This window comes from Arthrobacter sp. Soil782, from assembly GCF_001428435.1.
Classification (GTDB): Bacteria; Actinomycetota; Actinomycetes; order Actinomycetales; family Micrococcaceae; genus Arthrobacter_D; species Arthrobacter_D parietis.
The window spans coordinates 327,850-352,127 of the sequence record NZ_LMSO01000009.1 but is presented as its reverse complement, the minus strand read 5'-3'; the positions used below and the strand labels follow the sequence as shown (position 1 = coordinate 352,127).

The 24,278-nt window shown below is 64.0% G+C and carries 17 protein-coding genes and 1 pseudogene; 9 read left to right on the top strand and 9 right to left on the bottom strand.

Annotation, left to right across the window (positions count from 1 at the left end; genetic code table 11):
- Positions 1 to 217 precede the first annotated feature (217 nt).
- The 3 genes from ASH00_RS12260 to ASH00_RS12250 all read left to right on the top strand — a co-directional run bounded on the left by ASH00_RS12260 (position 218) and on the right by ASH00_RS12250 (position 3,363).
- Positions 218 to 412 (top strand): hypothetical protein, encoded by a 195-nt coding sequence (locus ASH00_RS12260; protein ID WP_327019694.1) that lies wholly within the window; start codon positions 218 to 220, stop codon positions 410 to 412.
- The gene (gene ahcY, locus ASH00_RS12255) at positions 409 to 1,887 is read left to right on the top strand and encodes an adenosylhomocysteinase (protein ID WP_056548838.1); all 1,479 of its coding nucleotides are present in this window, start codon (positions 409 to 411) and stop codon (positions 1,885 to 1,887) included. The genes ASH00_RS12260 and ahcY overlap by 4 nt, the downstream gene beginning before the upstream one ends.
- A 192-nt stretch (positions 1,888 to 2,079) precedes the next feature.
- Entirely contained in the window at positions 2,080 to 3,363 is a 1,284-nt protein-coding gene (locus ASH00_RS12250) for a L,D-transpeptidase (RefSeq protein ID WP_056548836.1), read from the top strand.
- A gap of 45 nt (positions 3,364 to 3,408) precedes the next feature.
- On the opposite strand, the gene ASH00_RS12245 is transcribed toward ASH00_RS12250, so the two are convergent.
- Positions 3,409 to 4,212 carry an RDD family protein gene (locus ASH00_RS12245; protein ID WP_056548834.1) on the bottom strand — a complete coding sequence of 268 codons (804 nt, stop codon included), beginning with the start codon at positions 4,210 to 4,212 and terminating at the stop codon, positions 3,409 to 3,411.
- A gap of 73 nt (positions 4,213 to 4,285) precedes the next feature.
- Between ASH00_RS12245 and ASH00_RS12240 the strand changes: the two genes are divergently transcribed.
- Positions 4,286 to 5,278, top strand: coding sequence for a stage II sporulation protein M (locus ASH00_RS12240; RefSeq protein ID WP_200954803.1), 993 nt, complete (start codon positions 4,286 to 4,288; stop codon positions 5,276 to 5,278).
- Between the two features lie 143 nt (positions 5,279 to 5,421).
- Here ASH00_RS12240 and ASH00_RS12235 read toward each other — a convergent pair whose 3' ends face one another.
- A complete protein-coding gene (locus ASH00_RS12235; RefSeq protein WP_056548833.1) occupies positions 5,422 to 7,173 on the bottom strand; it encodes an HNH endonuclease signature motif containing protein in 1,752 nt (583 codons plus the stop codon).
- A 186-nt stretch (positions 7,174 to 7,359) separates the two neighbouring features.
- Between ASH00_RS12235 and ASH00_RS12230 the strand changes: the two genes are divergently transcribed.
- Complete coding sequence (locus ASH00_RS12230) at positions 7,360 to 8,718, top strand: TIGR01906 family membrane protein (protein ID WP_056548831.1); 1,359 nt, start codon at positions 7,360 to 7,362, stop codon at positions 8,716 to 8,718.
- A 45-nt stretch (positions 8,719 to 8,763) separates the two neighbouring features.
- Here the strand turns inward: ASH00_RS12230 and ASH00_RS12225 are convergent, their stop codons facing one another.
- The gene (locus ASH00_RS12225; protein ID WP_056549268.1) at positions 8,764 to 10,587 is read right to left on the bottom strand and encodes an AMP-dependent synthetase/ligase; all 1,824 of its coding nucleotides are present in this window, start codon (positions 10,585 to 10,587) and stop codon (positions 8,764 to 8,766) included.
- A 74-nt stretch (positions 10,588 to 10,661) separates the two neighbouring features.
- Positions 10,662 to 12,287, bottom strand: coding sequence for a dolichyl-phosphate-mannose--protein mannosyltransferase (locus tag ASH00_RS12220; RefSeq protein WP_442854355.1), 1,626 nt, complete (start codon positions 12,285 to 12,287; stop codon positions 10,662 to 10,664).
- Positions 12,288 to 12,433: 146 nt separating this feature from the next.
- Here ASH00_RS12220 and rsmI point away from each other — a divergent pair, with 146 nt between their 5' ends.
- Together rsmI and ASH00_RS12210 are read left to right on the top strand one after the other, a co-directional pair.
- Entirely contained in the window at positions 12,434 to 13,279 is an 846-nt protein-coding gene (rsmI, locus tag ASH00_RS12215; protein ID WP_056549266.1) for a 16S rRNA (cytidine(1402)-2'-O)-methyltransferase, read from the top strand.
- A 182-nt stretch (positions 13,280 to 13,461) separates the two neighbouring features.
- On the top strand, positions 13,462 to 14,943 hold the full coding sequence (locus ASH00_RS12210; RefSeq protein ID WP_056548827.1) for an NAD-dependent succinate-semialdehyde dehydrogenase: 1,482 nt from the start codon (positions 13,462 to 13,464) through the stop codon (positions 14,941 to 14,943).
- Positions 14,944 to 15,151: 208 nt separating this feature from the next.
- Here ASH00_RS12210 and ASH00_RS12205 read toward each other — a convergent pair whose 3' ends face one another.
- From ASH00_RS12205 to ASH00_RS12195, 3 genes are read right to left on the bottom strand one after another with little or no spacing between them, the layout of a single operon-like run.
- The gene (locus tag ASH00_RS12205) at positions 15,152 to 17,533 is read right to left on the bottom strand and encodes a transglutaminase family protein (RefSeq protein ID WP_056548826.1); all 2,382 of its coding nucleotides are present in this window, start codon (positions 17,531 to 17,533) and stop codon (positions 15,152 to 15,154) included.
- Positions 17,530 to 19,023, bottom strand: a complete 1,494-nt coding sequence (locus ASH00_RS12200; protein WP_056549264.1) for a DUF58 domain-containing protein — start codon at positions 19,021 to 19,023, stop codon at positions 17,530 to 17,532. The genes ASH00_RS12205 and ASH00_RS12200 overlap by 4 nt, the downstream gene beginning before the upstream one ends.
- A gap of 4 nt (positions 19,024 to 19,027) precedes the next feature.
- Positions 19,028 to 20,086 carry an AAA family ATPase gene (locus ASH00_RS12195; protein ID WP_056548824.1) on the bottom strand — a complete coding sequence of 353 codons (1,059 nt, stop codon included), beginning with the start codon at positions 20,084 to 20,086 and terminating at the stop codon, positions 19,028 to 19,030.
- 200 nt (positions 20,087 to 20,286) lie between these two features.
- On the opposite strand from ASH00_RS12195, the gene ASH00_RS12190 reads away from it, so the two are divergent.
- Together ASH00_RS12190 and ASH00_RS12185 are read left to right on the top strand one after the other, a co-directional pair.
- The gene (locus tag ASH00_RS12190; protein WP_056548822.1) at positions 20,287 to 21,231 is read left to right on the top strand and encodes a TatD family hydrolase; all 945 of its coding nucleotides are present in this window, start codon (positions 20,287 to 20,289) and stop codon (positions 21,229 to 21,231) included.
- A gap of 155 nt (positions 21,232 to 21,386) precedes the next feature.
- The gene (locus ASH00_RS12185; RefSeq protein ID WP_056548821.1) at positions 21,387 to 22,991 is read left to right on the top strand and encodes a peptide chain release factor 3; all 1,605 of its coding nucleotides are present in this window, start codon (positions 21,387 to 21,389) and stop codon (positions 22,989 to 22,991) included.
- Between the two features lie 48 nt (positions 22,992 to 23,039).
- Here ASH00_RS12185 and ASH00_RS17245 read toward each other — a convergent pair.
- Together ASH00_RS17245 and ASH00_RS12175 are read right to left on the bottom strand one after the other, a co-directional pair.
- Positions 23,040 to 23,471: pseudogene (locus ASH00_RS17245) on the bottom strand (RES family NAD+ phosphorylase); the annotation flags it as partial.
- Positions 23,471 to 23,968 (bottom strand): helix-turn-helix domain-containing protein, encoded by a 498-nt coding sequence (locus tag ASH00_RS12175; protein ID WP_056548816.1) that lies wholly within the window; start codon positions 23,966 to 23,968, stop codon positions 23,471 to 23,473. The gene ASH00_RS12175 and the pseudogene ASH00_RS17245, both read right to left, overlap by 1 nt.
- Positions 23,969 to 24,278 lie beyond the last annotated feature (310 nt).

Below are 24,278 nucleotides of genomic sequence, written 5' to 3'. Positions count from 1 at the left end.
GCACTGAGCACTGAGCACTGAGCACTGGGCACGGGGCACTGTCAGTTGTGAGCACTATCCACACGGATTCCCGGTGCTGATGCACTGCGCGATACCCTTGTAGTACCGCACCACGTGTCACAGCTGTTGCTGCCCCGCACGCCATCCGGAATCTTCGAAAGGCTGCATCCCGTTGCCCAATATCTCTTCTGATCTGTTGGCTATCCTTCGGTGCCCCGTGACCGGATCCGCACTGGTGCAGGAGGGGGAGGCGCTGCGCTCGTCAGCTCCGGATGCAGCAGGCAACTATGTGGAATACCCCATCGACGAATCCATCCCCGTGCTGCTTCGTCCCGAACTCAGGGCAGCGGAGAACGTTTCCGCACCTACTCCGACGCCCGCTTCTCCAGCAGAGGAATCCCCATCACTATGACGTTTGACTTCAAGGTAGCCGACCTCTCCCTAGCAGAAGCCGGTCGTCACCAGATCCGGCTTGCAGAGCACGAGATGCCCGGGCTGATGGCACTGCGGCGTGAGTTCGGCGAGAGCCAGCCGCTCAAGGGGGCCCGCATTGCCGGTTCCCTGCACATGACAGTCCAGACGGCGGTCCTGATCGAGACGCTGACGGCTCTCGGTGCGGAAGTCCGGTGGGCGTCCTGCAACATCTTCTCAACGCAGGATGAAGCGGCAGCGGCCATCGTCGTCGGGCGTGGAACGGTTGAAGAGCCGGCCGGTGTGCCGGTCTTCGCCTGGAAGAACGAGTCTCTGGAGGAGTACTGGTGGGCAACCACGCAGATCCTGCAGTGGCCTGACGCCGAGCCCAACATGATTCTCGACGACGGCGGCGACGCCACGATGCTCGTGCACAAGGGTGTGGATTTTGAGGCAGCCGGAGCGGTACCCGCTGCGCCGGCCGAAGATGACGTCGATTACTCGCACGAGTACGTCGTCTTCCTCGATGTTCTGCGTTCCTCCCTGGCCGAGGATCCCCAGCGCTGGACGCGCATTGGCGCATCCATCCAGGGTGTCACCGAGGAAACTACCACCGGCGTTCACCGCCTGTACCAGCTGGCCGAGCAGGGCAAGCTCCTGTTTCCGGCGATCAACGTCAATGACTCCGTGACAAAGTCGAAGTTCGACAACAAGTACGGTATTCGCCACTCGCTGCCGGACGGCCTGAACCGTGCCACCGATGTCCTCATTGGTGGGAAGGTCGCCGTCGTCTGTGGTTATGGCGATGTCGGCAAGGGTGCGGCTGAGGCACTTCGCGGCCAGGGTGCGCGTGTGATCGTGACCGAAATCGATCCGATCTGTGCACTGCAGGCAGTGATGGACGGCTACCAGGTGGCCAAGCTTGAATCGGTGCTTTCGGTGGGTGACATCTTCATCACCACCACAGGCAACAAGGACGTCATCATGGCGCACCACATGCAGGCCATGAGGCATCAGGCGATCGTGGGAAACATCGGTCACTTCGACAATGAGATCGACATTGCGGGCCTGGCTCGCGTGCCGGGCGTCGCCAAGGTGGAAATCAAGCCTCAGGTTCACGAGTGGGTATTCGATCAGGGGACTGACAAGCAGCGCAGCATCATCATGCTGTCGGAGGGGCGCCTGCTCAACCTGGGCAACGCTACCGGTCACCCGTCGTTTGTCATGAGCAACTCGTTTGCGAATCAGACCATCGCGCAGATCGAGCTTTTCAGCAAGCACGGTCAGGTGCGGGAAGACGGATCGCCGGAGTACGACAAGCAGGTGTACGTGCTGCCCAAAATTCTTGATGAGAAGGTTGCCAGGCTGCACCTTGACGCCTTGGGTGTTGAGCTGACTGAGCTGTCCAAGGGTCAGGCCGAGTACCTCGATGTTGATGTGGCCGGGCCGTACAAATCGGATCACTACCGCTACTGAGCGCAGTCTTACTGACGTTGCGGCGTCTTACTGACGCTACGGCGAGCAACAGGTTACGGACGTTGCCGGCAACCAGGCACAGTGGCGTACGGCCGGGAATCGTAACCGGACCGAAGTGTGTCCAGCCGGAGCTGCCGGGTACTCGCGCGTAAAATGGCAACTGGACAGCAACTAGCAGGCAGGGTATAGAGCATGTCGAATCTCTCCGACGGGAACCAGTCGCGGCGGCGCGGCTGGAAAATCGGTGCGCTGATTGTCGGTGGGCTGCTGGTTGTCGGTGGCGGTGCTGTGGGTGCCATTACTGCGCCGAGTTGGGCTAACTTCGGCAATGAGCAGGCGGCAGCGCCGTCGTCCGCTCCGTCTTCCGCCGCTTCCTCTTCCGGGGAACCAGAAGCTGAGCAAACGGCGGTTGCTGAGGAATTCACGTTCGGTGTGACGCCGACGGACGGTGCGGTAGCGGTGAACCCGGTCACGCTTCCGGAGATCCGGGTGGAGGAGGCGACCATTCAGGATGTGTCGCTTGAACCCGTGGACGGCGGCGAGCCGGTTGCAGGAACGGTGTCGGAGGATGGCTCCTCCTGGAAGGCCGACGGGCCGCTCTCGTTTGCCACGGAGTATGCGTTCGAGTTCGTTCTTGTCGATACGGCCGGCGGAGAGCACCAGCAGGAGCAGACGTTCACCACCGTTCAGCCGGAGAATGAGGCCAATGCATGGATGTATCCGGCTCCAGGGTCCACTGTTGGGACCGGCCAGACGATCGAGATCACGTTCAGCGAGCCGGTGATCAACAAGGATGCGGTCGAAAAGGCCATCACGATCACCAGCACGTCCGGCCAGGAGGGTGCGTTCTATTGGCTGAACGATTCAGAGGTGCGCTACCGGGCTCAGGAGTACTGGGATCCGAACAGCACCATCACCGTTGATGTGCAGTTGTTCGGTGTTGATTTCGGCAACGGGATGATCGGCAACTTCAACGACACGTGGTCTTTCTCCACCCACAATGACCGCCTGGCTGTGGTGGACAATGCCACCAAGCAGATGCAGGTCTTCATCGACGGCAAGCTGGAGAAAACCTTCCCCGTGACGCTCGGCACTGAGGAATGGCCATCCTTCTTCGGGTTCTACACCGTGATGGAACAGTACGAGCGGACCAAGTTCACTGCGGAGTCCATTGGTTTGAAGCCGGGGGATCCTGCCTACTACGAGCCGACCGAAGTGAACTACGCAAGCCGCATCTCAAACGGTGGCGCGTTTGTTCATGAGGCGCTTCCGGCCGCTCTACCGATTCTGGGTGAGCTGAACGTTTCGCACGGTTGTGTGGGCATGAGTCCAGAAGGTGCCAAGTACTTCTATGACATGTTCGGCCCGGGCGACATGCTTGAGATCCGCAATACGGACACCGGTCCCGTGCAGGTCTGGGACGGCTTTGGCGACTGGAACCTGACCTGGGCAGAGTGGACCTCGCAGCAGGCGTGATTGTCTGCTTGATCTGCCGTGTTCCTTGCCCTTGAGCTTTCCGGCTCAGGAACTGAACGGCAGCTTGTGAAGCTGTTCGGCGGTGCGTGAGGTTCGTTCGCGCTGTTTCATGAGCCGGGCGTAGTCGCGGTCGCGCCGTTCGGATACGACTGCGTTCAGGAAGTCTTCCGGTGGTGTTCCTGCGGGTGGTGTCGGGAACACGAAAGCTGATGCTTCTGTGGCCAGTTCAATTGCGAGGGCAGCGCGTGCAGGCGGGGTGAGCCGGTTTGCCTGGCCGATGAACTGCGAAATCCGGCGGGTTAGCGCGTCAGGTAACTGGGCGACGTCGGCCGTTGCAATCCACTCCTGTAACTGCGGCGGCAACACGGCGCGTGTGCGGGACTTGACCACGACGCGCTCGTGCATTGAATAGGTGCCCGCAAGCAGATCGCCCAGCCGTTTGGAGCGTTCGTTGAACACTGCAACGAGGAAAGCGAGCGAGCCGACCAGAAGGTAGATTTCCAGGACGGCAAGCATTCCGCGGATGAAGGCATGCCGGAAGCGGATGGAACCGCCGTCGTCGCGCACGATGCGCAGTCCCATCACCAGGCGGCCGAGTGACTTTCCTCTGGTCACCGTTTCGATTGTCACCGGAATGATCACCAGGACAAGAACCACGAGCACCAGAACGAGTGCCTGGGTCAGTGCAGGGTCGAACGAACCGCCAACGGTGTTTCCGACGGCGACGATGACCCCGATGATCACCAGAATTTGTGCGAGCACGTCGATCATCAGGCTTACGGCACGGGCGCCGAAGGATGCCGGGCGCAGTTCAAGAACGACTGCTTCGCCTGTGATGACCGAGCTCATTGGATGTCCTCCCCTTGGATGAAATCAGCTTAGCTGCCGTTGGCGTGTGGGCTTCGGCGGCTAAGCTGATCGGGTGGATCTGGACGCATTCGAGGAAGTTAACCGCGGTGACTGGAACCGGCTGGATTCGCTCACGCGGCAGCGCCGGTTGCGTGGCCGTGAAGCCGATGAGTTGCTCAGCCTGTATCAGCGCACCTCCACCCACCTGTCGATGATCCGTTCCGTTGCGCCCGAGAGTGCGCTGTCCAACGAACTGTCGATGCGCTTGTCACGGGCCCGGACCAAGTTCACCGGTGCACGCTCGAATGTACTCGAAGATATTGCGAGGTTCTTTGTGATCTCGCTGCCGGCTGCGTTCTACCGGATCCGCTGGCTCACTGTGGTGGTGGGTGTGGTTTTTGTGGGTGTTGCCTGGCTGTTCGGTGCCTGGGTTGTGAATACGCCCGGAGTCATTGCGGCTCTTGGCAGTGACGAGGAGATTCGGCGGTATGTCGAAGAGGACTTCGTCAACTACTACTCGGAGAACCCTGCTGCGTCCTTTGCCGGTCTTGTATGGACCAACAATGCGTGGATTGCGGTTCAGGCGGTCGCTTTTGGGATTACCGGCATCTGGGGTCCGTTCATCCTCTATCAAAATGCCCAGGGCGTGGGGATGGCCGGGGGAATGATGGCCTCCTACGACAAACTTGACGTGTTTTTCATCTATATCCTTCCGCACGGTTTCATGGAGCTGACGGCAATCTTCATTGCGACGGCGGCTGGGCTGCGGATCTTTTGGGCGTGGGTTTCGCCTGGAGCACGAACGCGGTCGCAGGCGCTGGCTGAGGAGGGACGGTCACTCATTACGGTCGCGCTTGGGTTGGTGCTCGTGCTGTTTGTGTCCGGGCTCGTCGAAGGGTTTGTGACGCCGAGTCCGCTTCCGGTGTGGCTGCGGATCGGAATCGGTTTGCTGGTATTTGCGCTCTATTGGGTGTACACGCTGGTTCTTGGCAGGCGTGCCGTTCGGGCTGGCTACACCGGCGATCTTGCGGATGAGGACCGTGGGGCTTCGGTGCTGACTGCCTGAACGTGAGCGAGGTTTGGGTGCGGTGCCGCGCCGACCGTGCCGTGCCGTGCCGCGCCGACCGTGCCGTGCCGTGCCGTGCCGTGCCGTGCCGTGCCGTGCCGACTGTGCAGTGCGTTCCGGTTCCCCGCACCCCCGGCGGGTGTCTAAAAGGGCGGTGGTCTGGTGGTGTAGGTTTTGCCCGCCGGTGAGATGGCGATGATGGTCCCCGGTTCGGGCTGGCTGTAGTCCCACTGTTCTTGTGTCTTGAACATGTGGTGCTTGGCGCACAGGCAGGAAAGGTTGTCGTGGTCCGTGCGCCCGCCCTTTTGCCAAGGGACGGTGTGATCGATTTCTGTTGCCTTTGCTGTCCGGTTGCAGCCGGGATGTCTGCAGGTCTTGTCCCGGGCTCGGACCCAGTCCTGGAGGTGTTTCGGTGGCCGATAGGAGGCCCGGCCGATGGAGAGCGCCGCCCCGGTTTCGGGGTGCGTCAGGATCCGGGTGAATGAGGGTGCGTGTCCTGCGAGACGTGCTGCCGTCTCCGCGTCGATCGGACCGTAGCCTTCCAGGACGGCGTAGCCAGTCTGGCTTCGCCTTGTACCGGAACCGATGTTGATATGACCGTTTGGCAGACCGTAACCGCCCGGGGTGCGATCTGCATCTGCATCTGCATCTGCATCTGCATCTGCGTCCGCGTCGTCTCGTCCACCACCGCACCCTGGCATCTGGTCCAGCAGGGTGAGGGCGGGCACGGTGATGTGGACGGTGGCTCTGATTCCACGGAACCCGGTTCCCGTGCTGATGTCTCCAGCACAGGTGTGGGTGAGTAGGTCGGTAAAGACATCGGCACGGAGTTGAGAGAGAGTGCGCCCCTCATCCGGTGCCTGGAGTCCCCGGGCTCCGGCGTCGATCCGGCCGTAGATCCCAGACGCCTGTTCCGCCGGCAGGTGGGCGCTTAACCAGGCCATTCCGTCAGTGCCGGGCTCGAGGATGACCCGGCGTTCGGCAGCGGCACGGGTTTTTCGGACCGGTGCAGCTTCGGGGTGCAGGATCTCCCGCAGTCCACGGGCTCGCCGAGTCAGCTTCGCGACCGTGGACTGCTCAGCCACCTCGACAAGGTGCTGCTCAAACCGGGCCACCGAATCAGCCGGGACACCGATGCATTCCTCCACGATGGTGCTCGCATGCCGCCACGACAGCCTGCCCGCTTCCATGCTGGTCAGCGTGCGTTTGTGGTGGTTGACCAGCAAGCGGCTTTGGGCCACGAGATTCTTGGCAGATCCGGACGGCATCCGTAGCAGCGCGCCGACTTCTTCGGCCGCGAGCGACAACACGAACTCGTCCTGATCGGCTTGCGCTTGAGCGCGGGCCTGCCCCTCGTTGGCCGGTTGCACATCGCCTTCATAAAGCTCACGGATACGGTCCACCAGCCGGGCTTTCTGGGCATCGGCCCAGCACTGCAGCTGATTCAACCGTTCCAAAGTGTCCACTGCGTCGGTCAACGTTTCCAACGCCCTCATAGGGGACAGCTCAACAACACCCCACGGACCCGATGGTGCGGGTTCGTCTGTTCCTTCCCATATCTGGCCTTCGAACGCCCCGCTGAACGGAACGTCGGTCCAATCCTGAGGTTCAGTCCAGGAAGGCTCCTTCTGGGAGGAGCCTGTGCGGCTGGAACCGGGCTCCGATGGTCCTGACCAGGAGGCGCCGTCGCCAGCGGAGCCTGCACCGGACGCACCGGCAGTGCAGGCGTAGCCTGCACGGGAGGCACCGGAAGTGCCGGCGGAGCCTACACGGGAGGCGCCGTCGCCAGCGGAGCCTGCGCGGGAGGCACCGGCAGTGCCGGCAGCACTACTCGCAGCTCCTCGCGTGAACTCCTCGGAAAACGCTCCTCGCGTGAACTCCTCGGAAAACCTCATAAACCCACTTCATCACCCGCCACTGACAAAACCGGATCGTCCGGGCAGCCGCTCGATTATGCCCAGAGCGAACGGTTGGAATCGCGTTCCGGATCGCGGAGAACTGCCTGGCGGCGTGGCCGACATCAGCGCTGTCAGTCCACCCGGGTACTGTCTTAAGTAGGAATTCCATGCAAGGAGATAGTCGTGGCTGACAAAGCTGAGAACGAAAATCAGAGCGGGTCCGCAGGCAGCGAGCGCCGCGCAGCACTGCGCTCGGACCAGCCCGGCGGTGGTTCAACCCGCCTTCGTGAGAGCGGCTTCCCCATGCGGAAGGCCAGTACCCTTCCCAACGTTTCGGCTTACACGCCGGCTTCCCAGAGCGGGACCGAAAACAAGAACGGGACCGAGGCCGAGGCCAAGGTCGAAGCCGAGACCGAAGACAAGAACGAGACCGACACTTCCGTTACTCCGGCCCCGGTTGGAACCCACGTTTCAACAACGTCGCCTGGAAGCGGTGATTCTCATGGAGTTGCCGAACCCGAAATCACATCGACCGGACAAGAAAATCCCATCACCATCGGGTCCGGCTACGGGGGAGGGGTCTACTCGCCACCGGACCACCCCACAGCCGATCCGTCATCGCCCGCGACACAACAAATCGCCGCAATCCCGGTGGGAAGAACCTCAGGCGGGTCCACCGGTGCAGCAACTGCCGAGGACGCAACCCGCGACAACGCAACCAGAGACGCAACCAACGACGACGCCACCCCCGACACTTCATCGCTCGCCATCCGACCTCCCGAAGAGGAGGTCAACCGGCGGGCAATTCAGCGTGACGAGGCGGCCGCCGCCAAACCGTTGCTGCCCCGCATCCTGCAGGTCGCAGTCGCCCTGTTCTTTCCGATCATTCTTCTCGCCGCTGCGGTCCGGGCTGTCACCACGCCGCTGTTCCTCTGGGTCGAATACCACCGCCCAGGCTTCCCTGCCGACAGCTACGGATTCAGCACCGAGGACCGGATGACCTATGGCTCATACGCCATGGATTACATCCTCAACTGGGCTCCCGCCCGGTACCTGGGCGACCTCGTCAACACCGACAGCGACCAGCTCTTCCTCGACAGCGAAGTCGGCCACATGGCTGACGTCAAGGGTGTCCTGTCGACCGGCTTCGTCGTTGCAACCGTCCTCGCTATCCTCACGATCATTGCCTGCATCTATCTGGCACGCCGTTACCCCGGCGGCATCCGTCGCGGCCTGTTCGCAGGGGCGGTTGCAACGCTCGTTCTCGCAATAGGCCTTGCCGTAGCGGGAGTGCTGGCCTGGGAAACCTTCTTCACACAGGTCCACGCACTTTTCTTCGCCGACGGCACCTGGACGTTCCGCCTCGACGACACCCTCATCCGACTTTTCCCAGCCCAGTTCTGGATCGACGCTGCGGCAACCGTCGGCGCCATCGTACTGATCGGTGCCGTACTCACGCTCGTCCTCACCTGGCCCACGAAAGCCCGCCGGGAAAAGTCCGCCGACGCCTACGCAGCACGGCGGGCCAACAACGGCATCTAAAGCACGACGACGACGGCAAGACCCGACGACGGCAGCAGGATTGAATCAGGAGTAGAGCTTCTCCACAGCCTCTCGATAGTCGGTCAACACTGCCGCTTTCTTCAGTTTCAGGGTGGGCGTGAGGTAGCCGGAATCGACGGTGAACTCGGTATCGAGAATGTCGAACTTCCGGATCTGTTCGGCACGTGACACCAGTTCGTTTGCAGCATCGACAGCCGTCTGCAGTTCCGCTCGCAAGGCAGCAGACGACAAAACCCCACCCGACGACCCTGCCGACGACGCCCCACTAGCATCGGCCCCGTTCGCCTTCGTCCAGCTCTCTAGAGCTTCAGCATCGAGCGTCACCAAAGCAGCAACGAACGGACGATTGTCGCCCACCACCAGCGCGTGCGCCACCAGCGGGTGTTCCCGGAGTTTCTCTTCCAGCGGCGCCGGCGCAACGTTCTTGCCGCCAGCGGTCACCAGAAGGTCCTTTTTCCGGCCGGTGATCCGCAGGAAACCGTCCTCGTCCAGTGATCCAAGGTCACCGGTACGGAAAAACCCGTCCTCAGTGAATGACTCTTCATTGGCCACATCATTGTTGTGGTACCCCTTGAAGACGCCAACGCCGTTGACCTGAATTTCGCCCTCGTCATCGACACGGATGGTGGTCCCGGGCATCGGAATGCCTACCGAACCGACCCGCGTCAACGACACCGTGTTCGCGGTACAGGGAGCAGTACTCTCGGTCAGACCGTAGCCCTCCAACACGTTGATCCCGGCGCCACGGAAGAAGTGCGTCAGGTGCTCGCTGAGCGGCGAAGCGCCCGACACCGTATGCACCACCTCACCACCGAAAACTCCCCGCAGCTTCGGATACAGCACCCGGTCAAACAGGGTATGACGGGCCCGCAACAGCAGCGACGGACCGCTTCCACCCCGCGCCGCAGCATCCAGGGCCTTTGAGTACGCAACCGCAGTGGCATCCGCCGCACGGAAAATCCTGCCCTTCCCGGCCGCCTCAGCCTTCTGCGAAGCGGTGCTGTAGATCTTTTCGAAGATGCGCGGCACCACCAGCAGGAACGTTGGCTTGTACGCAGCGAGATCGTCAAGCAACTCAACCGCATTGGACGTGTGGCCAAGCTTCACCCCGGCACCAAGACAGACCAGCTGAACCGCACGCGCCAGCACATGGGCCAACGGCAGGAACATCAGGGTCCGTGCATTTTCCTGCTTGAGCAGCTCCGGCAGGAACTCGATGGTGTTCACAGCAAACAGTGCAAAGTTGCCGTGCGTGATCTCGCACCCCTTGGGATGCCCGGTAGTCCCCGACGTATAGACCAGCGACGCCACATCCTCGAGCACCCGGCTGCTCCGCGCAGACTCGAGCACCTCGTCGCTGACGGACTCCCCGTCAGACGCCAACGATGCAAAGGAGGCAGCGCCGTCGTCGTAATTCATCAGCACGAGCTGCGCTTCCGGCGCAGCCTGGCGTACCACTGCCGCTTTTTCCTCGTTCTCAACGAGCACGACGACGGCGGCAGAGTCCTTCAGAATGAAACTCACCTGGTGTGCCGAGGATGTTTCGTAAATGGGCACCGTGACGGCTCCGGTAAACCAGATGGCAAGATCAGCGAGGGTCCATTCATAGCGTGTCTTCGACATGACCGCCACCGAATCACCCGGTTGAACGCCGCGCGCCAGAAGCCCCTTTGCAAGCGAACGCACCTGTTCCAGGAAGGAATCGGCACTGACGTCCTTCCAGATGTCATCCGTCTTCACCGCATACAGCGGGGCCTTCGGAGCGCGTTTGTGCTGGGTGAGGAGGAGGTCGGTGACGTTGGACTCGGCCGGCAGATCGACCATGAGTTCGGTGGAGGATTCCCGCATGACGTGCAACTCGCTTCCCTCGGTGGTGACGTGCGAACGGACAACTGGCGCCTGGACTGACAACCTATGCCGGGTCAGATCCAACTCGGCATCCACATGCGCAGACGCCACTGGTTGTAGGGGATGGTTTCAGCCGTCCAGATGGGCAGGAAGAACGCGGATACCAGCACTGCCAGCACAACGAATCCCCCCACGAGCAGAATACCGTTCCGGCGCCGCCACGGCGGATCGCTGGGACGGCCCAGAATCAGCCCCAGCACATAGACCAGTGCCAGGACGAGGAACGGCTCAAACACGATCGCATAGAAGAAAAACATGGTGCGGTCCGGAAACAGGAACCACGGTAGATACCCGGCAGCGACACCGGCGAGGATGGCACCTGCCCGCCAATCACGCCGGCCAACCCAAAGGAAGAGCACCACCAGCAGCGACAGCGCAGCGCCCCACCAGATCAGCGGGTTTCCCACCACACTGACGGCCTGTGAACAGTCCGAAGCCCCACACGTCAGCCCGTCCGACTGGTAATGAAAGGACGTCGGCCGCCCCATCACCAGCCACGACCACGCCGTTGCCTCATACGGATGCTCAGAACTGAGCCCCTCATGGAATGTGTACGCACTGCGGTGGTACTCGGCCAGCGAGCGCAGGGGAGCGGGAACCCAGTCCCACAGCGGGTCGGGATTGTCCGCCGCCCACTGCCGGTCATACGCATCGGAGGAGAGGAACCAGCCGGTCCACGTTGCCAGATAGGTCAGCAGCGCCACCGGCACAATTGAGACAAACGCCTGCAGACCATCACGGACGACGGCGCCACGCACCCAACGCCGAACCCCCACCGTGCGCCTGGCGGCCATATCCCACAGCACGGTCATCAGGCCGAACACCGCAACGTAGGGCAGCGCCGACCACTTGGTACCCAGCGCCAACCCGAGCGCCACACCAGCGGCAATCCGCCACGGACGCAATCCCAGCCACGGCCCATACAGCAACTGCTCCCGCGTGGGTTGGCCACGCTCACGCGCCAGAGAGGCCATCAGCACCGCCAACCGGCGCCGCGCCCAGTTCCGGTCAAGCACCAGCAGCGCAAACGCAACCAGTACCCAGAACATGAGGAAAACATCCAGTAGGGACGTCCGTGAATGGACCAGATGATGCCCGTCGACCGCCAACAGCAACCCGGCAATACCGCCCAACACCACCGACCCGAATAACCGCTGCGCCACCAGAGCCAGGACGAGGATGGACAGCGTACCGACCACCGCCGCCGTAAACCGCCAGCCAAACGGATTGGTCGGCCCGAACAGCAGCATGCCGAACGCGATCATCCACTTGCCGACCGGCGGATGCACCACATAGTCCGCCGTCTCCAGGATTACCCCGGGATTGCCGGCGTTGAAGGACTCGTCCGCCTCCTCCGGCCACTCGCGCTCATACCCGGACTGCAGGTAGGAGTAGGCGTCTTTGACGTAGTAGGTCTCGTCGAAGACCAGAGTGCCGGGCTCACCTAACCGGACAAACCGCAGCACCCCGCCGATCAGCGCCACCACCACCGGAATGAGCCAGCCCCACACACCGAACGGAAGCTGATCTCCCAGCAGACGGCGCCGCAGCACCGGCTCGGCAAACGCCGTACGCGCCGAAACGACCCACTGCCGCCCAGACCCCTCGGGGAGGGCTGCGGCAGTGGTGGTTTGGCTCACGGAATCATCGTACCGAGCGGCTCTGACAGTTCCGGGACAGCTAGGCTGAACCAGTGACAGAACCTACGGACAAGACGGAACATTCCGGCGACGACGCCCCGCTCCTTCCGGAAAACCTCACCTCCCCAGATGCCGGTGCCCGGACGCTGATCCCCGGAAACGGCAGCATTGTCCTGGCTGCCACACCGATCGGAAATATGGGCGACGCCACGTTCCGGCTGGTGTCGCTCCTCGAATCCGCCGACGTCATCGCCGCCGAAGATACCCGGCGCCTGCAGCGGCTCATCCGCTCCCTCGAGGTGACCCCACGCGGCAGGACCCTGAGCTACCACGAGCACAACGAAGCCTCACGCACCCCCGAACTGCTGGACCTCGTTGACGCCGGTGCAACCCTCCTGCTCGTGACCGACGCCGGTATGCCCTCGGTCTCCGACCCCGGTTTCCGCCTCGTCGAAGCCGCAGCCGAACGGAATATTGCGGTCACCGTCGCCCCCGGACCCTCCGCCGTGCTCACGGCACTCGCCCTCTCCGGCCTTCCCACCGACCGCTTCTGCTTCGAGGGGTTCCTGCCCCGCAAGACCGGCGAACGCGCCGCCAGGCTTGCCGACCTGCGCACCGAACGCCGCACCATGGTGTTCTTTGAAGCACCTCACCGGCTCGAAGCGATGATCCGCGCTCTGCACTCCGAATTCGGGCCGGACCGGCAGGCCTGCGTCACCCGTGAACTCACCAAACGCTATGAAGAGGTGATCCGAGGACCGCTGCAGCACCTGCTCGAGTGGGTGGAAGGCAACGAGATCAGGGGTGAGATCGCCGTCGTCGTCGGCGGTGCTCCGGCAGATGCGCCGACCGAACCGGAAGACCACGTCCATGCCGTCAACGAGTTGATGAGCCAAGGGCTTCGGCTCAAGGAGGCCGTTGCCGCCGTTGCCGAAGACCGGCGCGTCAGCAAGCGGGAGCTGTATGCCGCGGTGGTGGCCTCGCGGACATAACCAACAGCGAGAGATCAACAGCGGGAAACCAACAGCGGGAAACCAGCAGCTGTGCACTGCAACAGCAGATCCGGGATCGCGTGGTGCAGATTTGTATGGACAGGGCCCAAAACGCAGGGCTAGCGTGAAGGCCAGATTCAAGAACTCCTGCACTCCCCATCGTCGATCGTAAAGGCTTCCGGATGACTATCACCGCCCAGCGCGAACAAGAACTTCTGTCCTCGGTCCCCACCGGCCTGCTGATCGGCGGCGAATGGCGTGACGCCTCGAACGGCAAGACGTTCGACGTCGAAGATCCCGCCACCGGCAAGACCCTCCTCACCATCGCCGACGCCAGCCCCGAAGACGGCAAGGCGGCATTGGATGCCGCCGTTGAAGCACAGGACAGCTGGGCCGCAACAGCTCCCCGCGAACGCGGTGAGATCCTGCGCCGCGCGTTCGAGCTCGTCACCGAACGCGCTGAGGACTTTGCGCTCCTCATGACCCTGGAAATGGGCAAGCCTCTCGCCGAAGCACGCGGTGAAGTGACCTACGGCGCCGAGTTCCTCCGCTGGTTCTCCGAGGAAGCCGTGCGGATGTCCGGCCGCTACTCCACAGCCCCGGACGGCAAATCCCGCATCCTGGTCAACAAGAAGCCCGTGGGCCCATGCCTGCTCATCACGCCCTGGAACTTCCCGCTGGCCATGGCAACGCGCAAGATCGCACCCGCAGTCGCCGCCGGCTGCACCATGGTGCTGAAGCCTGCGAACCTGACCCCGCTGACGTCGTCGTTGTTTGCCAAGGTCCTCGAAGAGGCCGGCCTGCCCGCCGGCGTGCTCAACATCGTCCACACCTCCGACGCCGGCGGCGTCACCGGACCCCTCATCAAGGACAGCCGCCTCCGCAAGCTTTCCTTCACCGGTTCGACGCCGGTTGGCCGCCGGCTGCTGGCCGACGCCTCCGAGAACGTCCTGCGCACCTCGATGGAGCTCGGCGGAAACGCACCGTTCCTGGTCTTTGAGGATGCTGACCTGGACAAGGCAGTCGAGGGCGCCATGGCCGCCAAGCTGCGCAACATGGGCGAGGCCTGCACCGCAGCCAACCGGTTCATTGTGCACGAGTCCGTCGCCGCCGAATTCGCTGACAGGCTCGCCGCCCGCATGAAGGACGTCACGCCGGGCCGCGGAACCGAAGACAGCTCGAAGCTTGGCCCGCTGATCGACGGCAAGAGCCGCGACAACGTGCACTCCCTGGTGCAGGACGCGGTCGACGACGGCGCACAGGTCCTCTCCGGCGGTTCACCGATGGACGGTCCCGGCTACTTCTACCCTGCGACGGTGCTCACGGATGTACAGTCCGGCTCCCGCATCCTGCAGGAGGAGATCTTCGGTCCCGTTGCGCCGATTGTCACCTTCTCCACTGAAGACGACGCCGTCCGGCTGGCCAACAACACCGAATACGGACTCGTGGCGTACGTTTTCACCCGCGACCTGAACCGTGGGCTGCGGATGGGCGAGCGGCTGGACACCGGCATGCTCGGCCTCAACGCCGGCGTCATCTCCAACGCGGCGGCTCCGTTCGGCGGGGTGAAGCAGTCGGGCCTGGGACGCGAGGGCGGCTACGAGGGCATCGAAGAATACCTCTACACCCAGTACGTGGGCATCGCGGACCCGACCGCGAGCTGAACCCCGCGGGCTAAGCCGCTACGGTTTCCGTTTCAGGCCCGGCCCGGATTCCCCACGTTCAGGTTCAGGCCCGGCCCGGATTCCCCACTTTCAGGTTCAGGCCCGGCCCGGATTGCCCGCCTTCTGGCCTGTGAAGCCGCAGAACGACGGCGTGTTGATCCCGACACGCCGTCGGTGCGTTCAGAAGGTGGGCAGGATGGCCCGCGACTCAGCGCGAAGCGGCAGCAGCGGCAACAACCTCTTCGCTCCGCTGCGCCCCGAACGGCTGCGACAGCGAGCGGGGCCAGAACCGGGCCCGCAGCCGTGCCGCAGGAGTCGCAGATTCATGCAGCGCGTCGGTGACGGCCTGGACGTCATCCCAACTGTTCGCCGTCCGTGGCTGCGCACCTGAGGCGGCGAATTCCGCATACTCTTCTTCCTCATAGGCGCGCCGCAGCCGGGCCAGCGCCGCAGCCGGAGCTTCATCGAATCCGGCCCGCAACCGTTGCTCGAACGTCCGCGGTGTGTCGGTGGGCATGGTAGGGAATCCGTAGTCGGCGGCCAGCTCCACGGTTTCCGCCCACGCCACTGTTGCTGACCCCACTCCTTCAGTATTGGCAGTGACAGAACGACGACGGCGCCGGGTCCGCATCCGCCGCAAGGCCATCGGCGTCAACGCCAGCAGTACGAGCACTCCACCGAGGATCACCCCGAGCGCGGAACTGCGCTCGGCACTCTCCCGCACCGCCTGCGGCGACTCCTCCTCCACAGCCGGTGGGGAGGGCGTCGCGGTGGACGGCGTCCCCGGCAGGGCATTCGGATTCAGATTGCCTTCGTTCGGTACGGGACCGGTAGGCACCACGGTTGAGAACGCGTACTCGGGCACCGAACCGCGTGACGGAGTGGGCTCAAACCGCACCCAGCCGACACCTTCGAAGTACAGCTCCGGCCAGGCATGCGCATCCTTGGAGTTGACCGAAAACTCGACGAACCGTTCGTCGTTGGGTCCACGCGAAACGTCACCGGTCGGCGTTCCGGGCGAGTAGCCCACGGCCACCCGGCTCGGGATCCCTGCCTGCCGGGCCATCACTGCCATGGTTCCGGCATAGTGCACGCAGTACCCGGATTTCGATTCGAGGAAACGCGCCATTACGTCCAGGCTGTTGCCGTCATACCCGCCGTCTACGGGCGCATCCACCGAATACACAAAGGACGGTCCGCGCAGGAACTGCTGGATGGCGATCGCCTGGTCATACGGGTTGCTGATTCCATCCACTACCGCTGCCGTGGTCTCGCCGATGATGCCGGGCACCGAATCGGGAAGCGCGAGGAACTGCTCGGGTACGGACTCGGGATCAGCCGGCGGGATGGCCTGGAGCCGCTCGCGAGTCAGCACCGGCTCGGCACTGCGGATCAGGTATTCCTGCTGCGCCGTTGAGCCGCCGTCAATTGCAAGGATGCTGAGGTTCGCCGGATCATAGGCCCACCGCCCGTTGAGGCCCTCGACGGACACCGGGGCATACGGCGCGAGCAGCCACGGGCTGGTGAAGCTGTCCGTACTGACCCGCGTGAGCGTGGTCGCCGCAAACGGCTGATTCTCGGAGAACAGCTCCTCCACACCGGCCACCCGCTGGCCCAGTCGCTGGTCAGGCTCCCACCGCTGACCGCTGAAGTCCTCCAGCGTGACAGACCTCAGATACAGCGGGTCATCGGACGTGGTGGAGTACTCGATCCGTCCGAACCCGTTGGGATTGCGCAGGTCATTGCCGAGCGTGACAATCGGATTCAGCCCCGTCGCTGCACCCCACAGGTTCACCCGCGCACCCTGCGGAAACGCCCCCGAGTTGAAGCCGGGAATGGCCAGCGGAAGCACGACGGCGATGCCCAGCGCCAGCGCCCCGATTGTCAGTCCCCTGGTCAGGTGGGCACCGGACAACTCGCCCGACGACGCCGATTCCCACCGCGATTCACGCCAGTGCGCACAGCCCAGCAGCAGCAGGAAACCCGCCACCGCAGCAACGAACGCCGGCACGCCAACGCTGTTGATACGTACGACGGCGGGAACCACCAGCACTGCCAGCAGCGCCAGTCCGGCGGTGGCCGGCATACGCAACGATGTGGCGAGGGTGTCCACGAGGACGGCAATGAGCCCCATGCCGGCACAGACCACCAGGAAGAGCCCGGCCGTTGGCAACACCGGCGCCACCTGGGACACCACGGTGTTCTCGGCGTGCCCCAGCAGGATGGTCAGCCGGCCAACGAATCCGTCTCCCGGAAAAAAGCCAAAGGTGCTCTGTGACGGGAAGAACTGCCAGATCAACGAACCCGCCAGCGCAAGGATGCCCACCAGGGGAGCTAAGTAGGAGGGAAGACGCGAAACACGGGTCAGCGCCATGAAGAACAGCACCGTTCCCACCGTCACCAGGACGGGCGTGAACCAGGTCCAGCCGAAGATTACTCCGGACAGGCTCATGGACGTCAACATCACAGCCCCGAACGACGCCGCCGTAACCAGCAGGTGCCAATGGCTCCGGCGGGTAGCGGCCGGCCGGTTGGGAAGAACACGTTGTGCCTGTCCGTCGGCTGGAGGCCGGAAGAGAGTGGCGGTCATGAGGAAGCTCCTGAGCGGAGAGTAGTTTTCGCTGTGGAGGAGGTCACGGTGGCGGGCGGTGTGTCCAGATGCGCCCAGGCGGTCGCGACAGACGCGTTCGGAGTCACAGCCACCACGTGCCAGCCGGCACTGCGGAGGATGTCCATGACCGAGTGGAGGTCCCGTGGGCGCTCGCTGACCAGGATGGCGAGGGACTGCGAGCCGTACTCGGCTGCCTGTCCCAGATCACGTGCCTCATCCTCGGTAATTGCACCGAGCAGGGCAATCAGCGGCCCCCGGTTCTTCAGCCCCGCGAGCTTATCCAGCATCGGATCGCCAAACGGCACAGCAGAGGACCGGTCAGCAACCGACCGCGCAGACACGGACCGGCCAGACACGGCCCGGTCAGAGACAGACCGGTCAGGCACAGACCGCGCAGAAACAGACCGCCGCTTCTGCGACGACGTGGACCGCTTCGCAGGATCCGGCAATAACTCCAGCGCGGCCAGCCCTTGCGCTATTCCGTGTAGCCCGGCCGGCCCGGAGAACTCCTCATCCCCGGGCCATGGCGCAGACACCGATCGCTGCAGGGCCGGCGCACCCGTCTCGTCGACGAACCGCAGCGCGTAGCTGCGCTCCAGCAGGTGCGCCGAAATGGAGACAGCAGCAACCACCGCCCACTCGAACGTGGGCGAGGACAGCATGCTTGAGTCGGTGTCCGGATCCCCACCGAACGCGGACAGGAACCCCGACCCGTAACTGGCTTGCCGCTGATCGAGGATCAGGGTGGCCTCGGGCGTGGTGACGGATTCTTCCTGCCGCACCATGAGCTCGTTGTGCCGGGCCGTCGCCGCCCAGTGCACCCGGCGCATGGGATCGCCGTGGCGGTATTCGCGGGTCATGACGTCATCGTCGCTGGGGTTGGCGTTGCGGCGGGTCACGGCATTGCCGTCCGTCCCACGGACACCCGTCAGCGGAGAATAGGGCAGATCGAGCGGGCTGGGCGTGACCACCAGCCGGTCGGTTCCACCGAGGGTGTGGCGGGAGATGCCCAGACCAAAGGGGTCGGTGAAGCCGGCGGTGACAGGGCCGACGTCGTACACTCCACGCGCTGCCGAGCGCAGCCGGTACTCATACAGGCTCACCCCGCTGGGAGTGGGGTGGCGGGCGGGGAAGTGGAATTCGGGGGCGTCGCCGAAGCGCTGCGGCAGCTGCTCGCGCATCACCACAGAACCGCCCAGCGGACCGTCGGAGGCAACCGACAGCGTCACCGTGGTGGTGAACCCCGTTTCCATACTCTGCGGTGCAAAGGTCCGGTGCACGGTGAACCGCGGCTTGACGAGGTGAAGCACCAGCACGGACGCCAGCGGCAGGAGAACCAGGAGGATGCCCAAATACAGCAGGTCCCGCCGGCCGAGGAACTGGGCAAAGAGGAGCGACAGCACGCCGGCCGCAGCCAGGCCCCACCCGCGGGCCGTCAGGACCCGGGGCAGCCGCTCGACCAGGGCCATGGTGTCAGCCGTTTCGGGAGGAGGCGCTCGCGGCGTCACGTGCCACCGGCACGCGGGCGAGGATGCCGGCAATGATTGACGACGGCGTCTCACCGGAGCTGAGTGCCTTGCGGTCCAGGATGAGCCGGTGTGCCAGAACGGCTTCGGCGACGGCTGCGACGTCGTCCGGAAGAACGAAGTCCCTGCCCTCCAGTGCTGCGCCGGCCTTCGCCGCCCGCAGCAGCTGCAGCAGGCCGCGCGGACTGGCGCCGAGCCGGAGCTGGGCGTGTTGCCGGGTGGCATGGCCAATCCCGACCGTGTATTCCTTCACCGCGGGGGAGACGTACACCTGCCGGACCTGGCGGATCATCGCCGCAACGTCCTCAACACCGGCAACCGGCTGAATGGAACGCAGCGGCGAGACGGACTGGTGGGTTTCCAGCATCTCCATCTCGGAGCTCATGTCCGGGTAGCCCATGGAGATGCGGGCCATGAAGCGATCGCGCTGGGCTTCGGGCAGGGGGTAGGTGCCCTCCATCTCGATCGGGTTCTGCGTGGCGATGACCATGAACGGCTCGGCCAGGCGGTGGGTGGAGCCGTCCACCGTGACCTGGTGTTCCTCCATGCACTCGAGCAGCGAGGACTGCGTCTTGGCGGACGCGCGGTTGATCTCGTCACCGATCACGATGTTCGCGAACACCGGCCCACGCCGGAACTCGAACCGGTGGGAATCCTGGTTGTAGATGGATACGCCGGTCACGTCCGAGGGCAGCAGGTCCGGCGTGAACTGGATGCGGTTGACGCTGCAGTCGATGGTGCGCGCCAGGGTCTTGGCCAGCATGGTCTTGCCGACGCCCGGCACATCCTCCAGCAGCAGGTGCCCCTCCGCGAGCAGCACCGTCAAAGCCAACCGGGCGGCGTCGGGCTTGCCGTCAATCACCGTGTTGATGGACTGCAGGATGCGCGTGCTGGTGGTGTGGAACGTCTCGCCCGTCATCGGCGGGCGGGCGGCCTCCGCACTTGTTCCTGTGGAAGCGCTGGGCGCCGTGCCGTTCGGAGTGGCGTACTGGTTGTGGGCGTCCATCGATACCTTCCGTCAGACGCTGCCGGGAACGTAGGCACCACCTCGGTGTGGAGATACGTCAGTGAAACACGCGCGGGGCAACGGTTGCTAACTAGCTCAAGACTACTAGGACAACTGGGGTTCGTGGCGGAAAGTTCCTTTGATCAGGAGGGAGCACCGGAGCTCCGCTGGGTTTTGCAAGGAAAGTCTAGGGTTGGACCATGTGCACCAGTTCGATCCCCGTTCAGTACCGCCCTGTTGAGACGCCCGTTGAGACCTCAGCGGAAGGTTCTTCCAGCAGGTCACGTGCTCCCGAGGCCGGCGGCCGCAGCCGGAAACTCGACTATCCGCCGGCACCGGAGCCGCTTCCGTTCCCGGTGATGGACAACCACACGCACCTTGATTTCCGTGACGGGCAGGTTGCCGTCAGCGCGACGGACGCGATGGACGCGGCGGAGGCCGTCGGCGTCGGTTTCGCGGTGCAGGTGGGCACGGATGTGGAGTCTTCCCGCTTCACCGTCGACGCCGTTAACCGTGATTCCCGCCTGCTGGGCGCCGTGGCGATCCACCCCAATGAAGCACCCGTCCTTGCAGAGGCGGGCACGCTTGAGGATGCGCTCGCCGAGATCGAGCACCTCGCGGAGCACCCCCGCATCCGGGCGATCGGCGAGACCGGACTGGACTACTTCCGCACCGGTGAGGACGGCCGCGAACGGCAGGAGTACTCCTTCCGGCGGCACCTGGACATTGCCCGCCGGCTTGATCTCGCGCTGCAGATCCATGACCGGGACGCGCACGACGACGTCGTGAAGGTCCTGCGCTCGGAGGAACCTCCCGCGCGGGTCGTCTTCCACTGCTTCTCCGGTGACGCCGACCTGGCGCGGATCTGCAATGACAACGGCTGGTTCATGTCCTTTTCCGGCACGGTCACCTTCAAGAACTCCCGCGGATTGCGCGAAGCGCTGGACGTGGCGGATCCCTCGCTGATCCTGACCGAAACCGATGCACCGTTTCTCACCCCGCATCCGTTCCGTGGCCAGCCGAACGCGAGCTACGCCGTTGCCTACACGGTGCGGTTCATGGCCGACCATCTGGGTACCGACCTCGAGGAGCTGTGTCGGACCATCAACGCGAACAGCCGCCGTGCGTACGGTGAGTGGGAGTGAGATCCCAAACCGATCGATGATGTCGATGCCCGCTGAACGCGAGATGATGGTTGAGAACCTTCTTCGCACGGGCACGTCCATTGCACGGCCGAAGAAGCACTAAGTCGAGGTATTTCGGGGTCTGTTGGAGTCCTCAGAGGTAGAAAGAGGAACCCATGACAAGCACATCCACCATCTCGGAGGCGATACGCCCTGCCACCATCGCTGAGCAGGCGCGCAGGCGGCGCACCTTCGCTGTCATCTCCCACCCGGATGCGGGAAAATCCACGCTCACCGAGGCGCTGGCTCTGTACGCGAGCGCCATCCAGGACGCTGGGGTCACCCACGGCAAGTCCAGCCGTCATGGCACGGTATCGGACTGGATGGGCATGGAGCGCGAGCGCGGCATCTCCATCAGCTCGGCGGCACTTCAGCTCGAGTATCGCGATACCGTGCTGAACCTGGTGGACACTCCCGGTCACGCGGATTTCTCCGAGGATACGTACCGCGTCCTCGCCGCGGTCGATTGCGCCGTGATGCTGATCGACGCCGCCAAGGGCTTCGAGCCGCAGACCGTGAAGCTGCTCGAGGTCTGCAAGCAGCGTGGGCTTCCCATTGTGACTGTGGTTAACAAGTGGGACCGGCCCGGCCTGGACGCGCTGGGGCTGATTGACCAGATCGGCGAGCGCACCGACATGGTTCCGGTCCCGTTGACCTGGCCCGCAGGCATTGCTGGCGAATTTGAGGGACTGCTCGACGTGCGCACCGCCAGCTCGATCGCGCTGGAAGCAGTCGAGGGAGGCGCACAGCCGGCACGGGAAACAACCATCGATCCCGCCGACCTCGATCCACACTCCGCACAGGTGTGGGACGTCGCGAGCGAAGAGTTGGGCCTGGTGGCGTCCTCCAATGGAGACTTCGACACTGAAGCGTTTGCCGCAGCTCAGCAGACTCCGGTCCTGTTCGCTGCGGCCGCCCGGAACTTCGGCGTACGCCAGCTGGTGGACCTGCTGGTGGACGTGGGGTCAGCGCCAACGCCCCGGGTGACGGCGGATGGTGCCCATCGCCCCCTGGAAGCGGGGTTTTCCGGCTTCGTGTTCAAGGTCCAGGCCGGCGCAAACACCGCCCACCGTGACCACATCGCCTATCTCAGAATCTGCTCCGGCGTATTCGAGCGGGGGATGGTCATCACCAATTCCCGGACCGGCAGGCCCTTCGCCACGAAGTATGCGCACCGCGTTCTGGGGCGGGAGCGGGAAGCCGTGGAGCAGGCCTGGCCAGGAGACGTCGTCGGGCTGGTGAACGCGACGAGCCTCCGGGTAGGGGACAGCCTCTACCAGGATGAGCCGGTGACCTTCCCGGAGATCCCGCACTTCTCGCCCGAACTGTTTGTCACCGTGCGCGCCAAAGACCCCGGACGGTACAAACAGTTCCGGCGCGGCATTGAGCAGCTCGATCATGAGGGCGTCATCCAGGTGCTGCGCTCCGAGCTGCGGGGTGACCAGGCACCGGTGCTGGCCGCCGTCGGGCAGCTCCAGTTCGAGGTGGCGGAACAGCGCATGCGGACCGAGTTCAACGCGCCGGTTGCCCTGGAGCAGCTGTCCTATACCCTTGCCCGCCGCATCCCGGCTGCACCGAGTTCCCTTCCCGATTCCTTCCGGGGCGGGGAGATACTGCGGCGGTCGGACGGCGAATGCATCGCGATCTTCGGCGACCGGTGGAAACTGGGCCACTTCGCCGATGCCTTTCCTGATGTCACTCTTGAGCTGATTGGGGCTTAGCTGAGCCGAGGGAGCCAGCACGCCGTCGAGATCCGGCCATGCCGCGTGGATGGCCCGAGCCCAGGCACGGGTGCGCTCCTTCTCCTGGAGGGCAACCTGTGCGGAGGCGCCGGCGCGTGTCAGCCATGGGCCGGTGAGGTCGGCCAAGCTAACATCGACCGTGGTGCGGATTGCCGTGACATAGGGGGCGTGCCGATCGACATCGACGAAGCGGGTGAGTTGGAATACCTCGCCGAGGCAGGTGTCCACACTTTCGCCCAGATACGCGGCGCCGAGAGGTGCGTGATCCTGAGCGGGCTCGGGATGCGGGTCCCAGCGTGAGCTGCGTACGGGCCCCCACGTGCGAAGGCCATTCCACGCTGTGGGGTGTGGGGAGCTTGTGAAGTGGACTCTCCAGAGCACCGACCCTTGACTGAGCAGGTGGGTGTCACAGCCGATGCGGCGAAGTTCGGCAACACTTGGCGGGTACTGACCCGGCATTAGCGCCCGGCCGCCAGGTCCTCCGCCAGTCCGACCACATGATCGACTGATCCGCCTCCGAGAAGCCATTCACGGGGGGACACGGCTGCGCCGTCCAGCATTAGGTCTGGTTGCGGTGTGGTGAAGAACCCGGCCACAGATTGCGGATGCATATCTTCCGGCAGGACTGCCAGTACCCGGCCAATGGACGGCAGCGCCGCATGGTTGGTGAACTGCCAGAGCGGAAACCGCAGCCTGCCACCCATGGTGAAGGCGTGCAGCTTCTTCTCACGCCGATAGTGCCGAACCGTGGATGCGTCGATCTGGAGGCGCTGCGCCACCTCCTCGGCTGTCAGAGCATCAGCCTCAAGGCGCACCTGCGCAACGACATTCCCGACCGATGCCTCCGCTGATGCCGTACGGTTCGCAATTCCCGAGTGCCTCTCCCAGAAGGCCCTGTCGTGGGCGGGTAGATCGACCGTTGCCGCGGGTCGCTGCATCAGTTCAAGGGCGGCCACCAAATCTTCTTCACTGAAGGACGGCCAACAGGACCGGTAGAAGTCCAGGCCCGGAGCTTGCCCTATTATCACGGTTGGATTACGGTGAACTCTTATTAGCCGGGGTCGGGGAAGGCTTTCGGACTGATGCCGTCCGCTGTGGACGGGTTCCTTGTGTATTACCGCTGGCGTTGAGCCGCGCCTGAATGAGGCATGTCAGGTGTGCTCAGCTCAACGTCAGAGGTGCGCTTGAGGTGCCCTCCGCCGTCGTTCATTTGCCTGTGCACTCTCTGCTGCCCCTTCAAACGGGCCGGCTCCAGAGCGCGCTCTC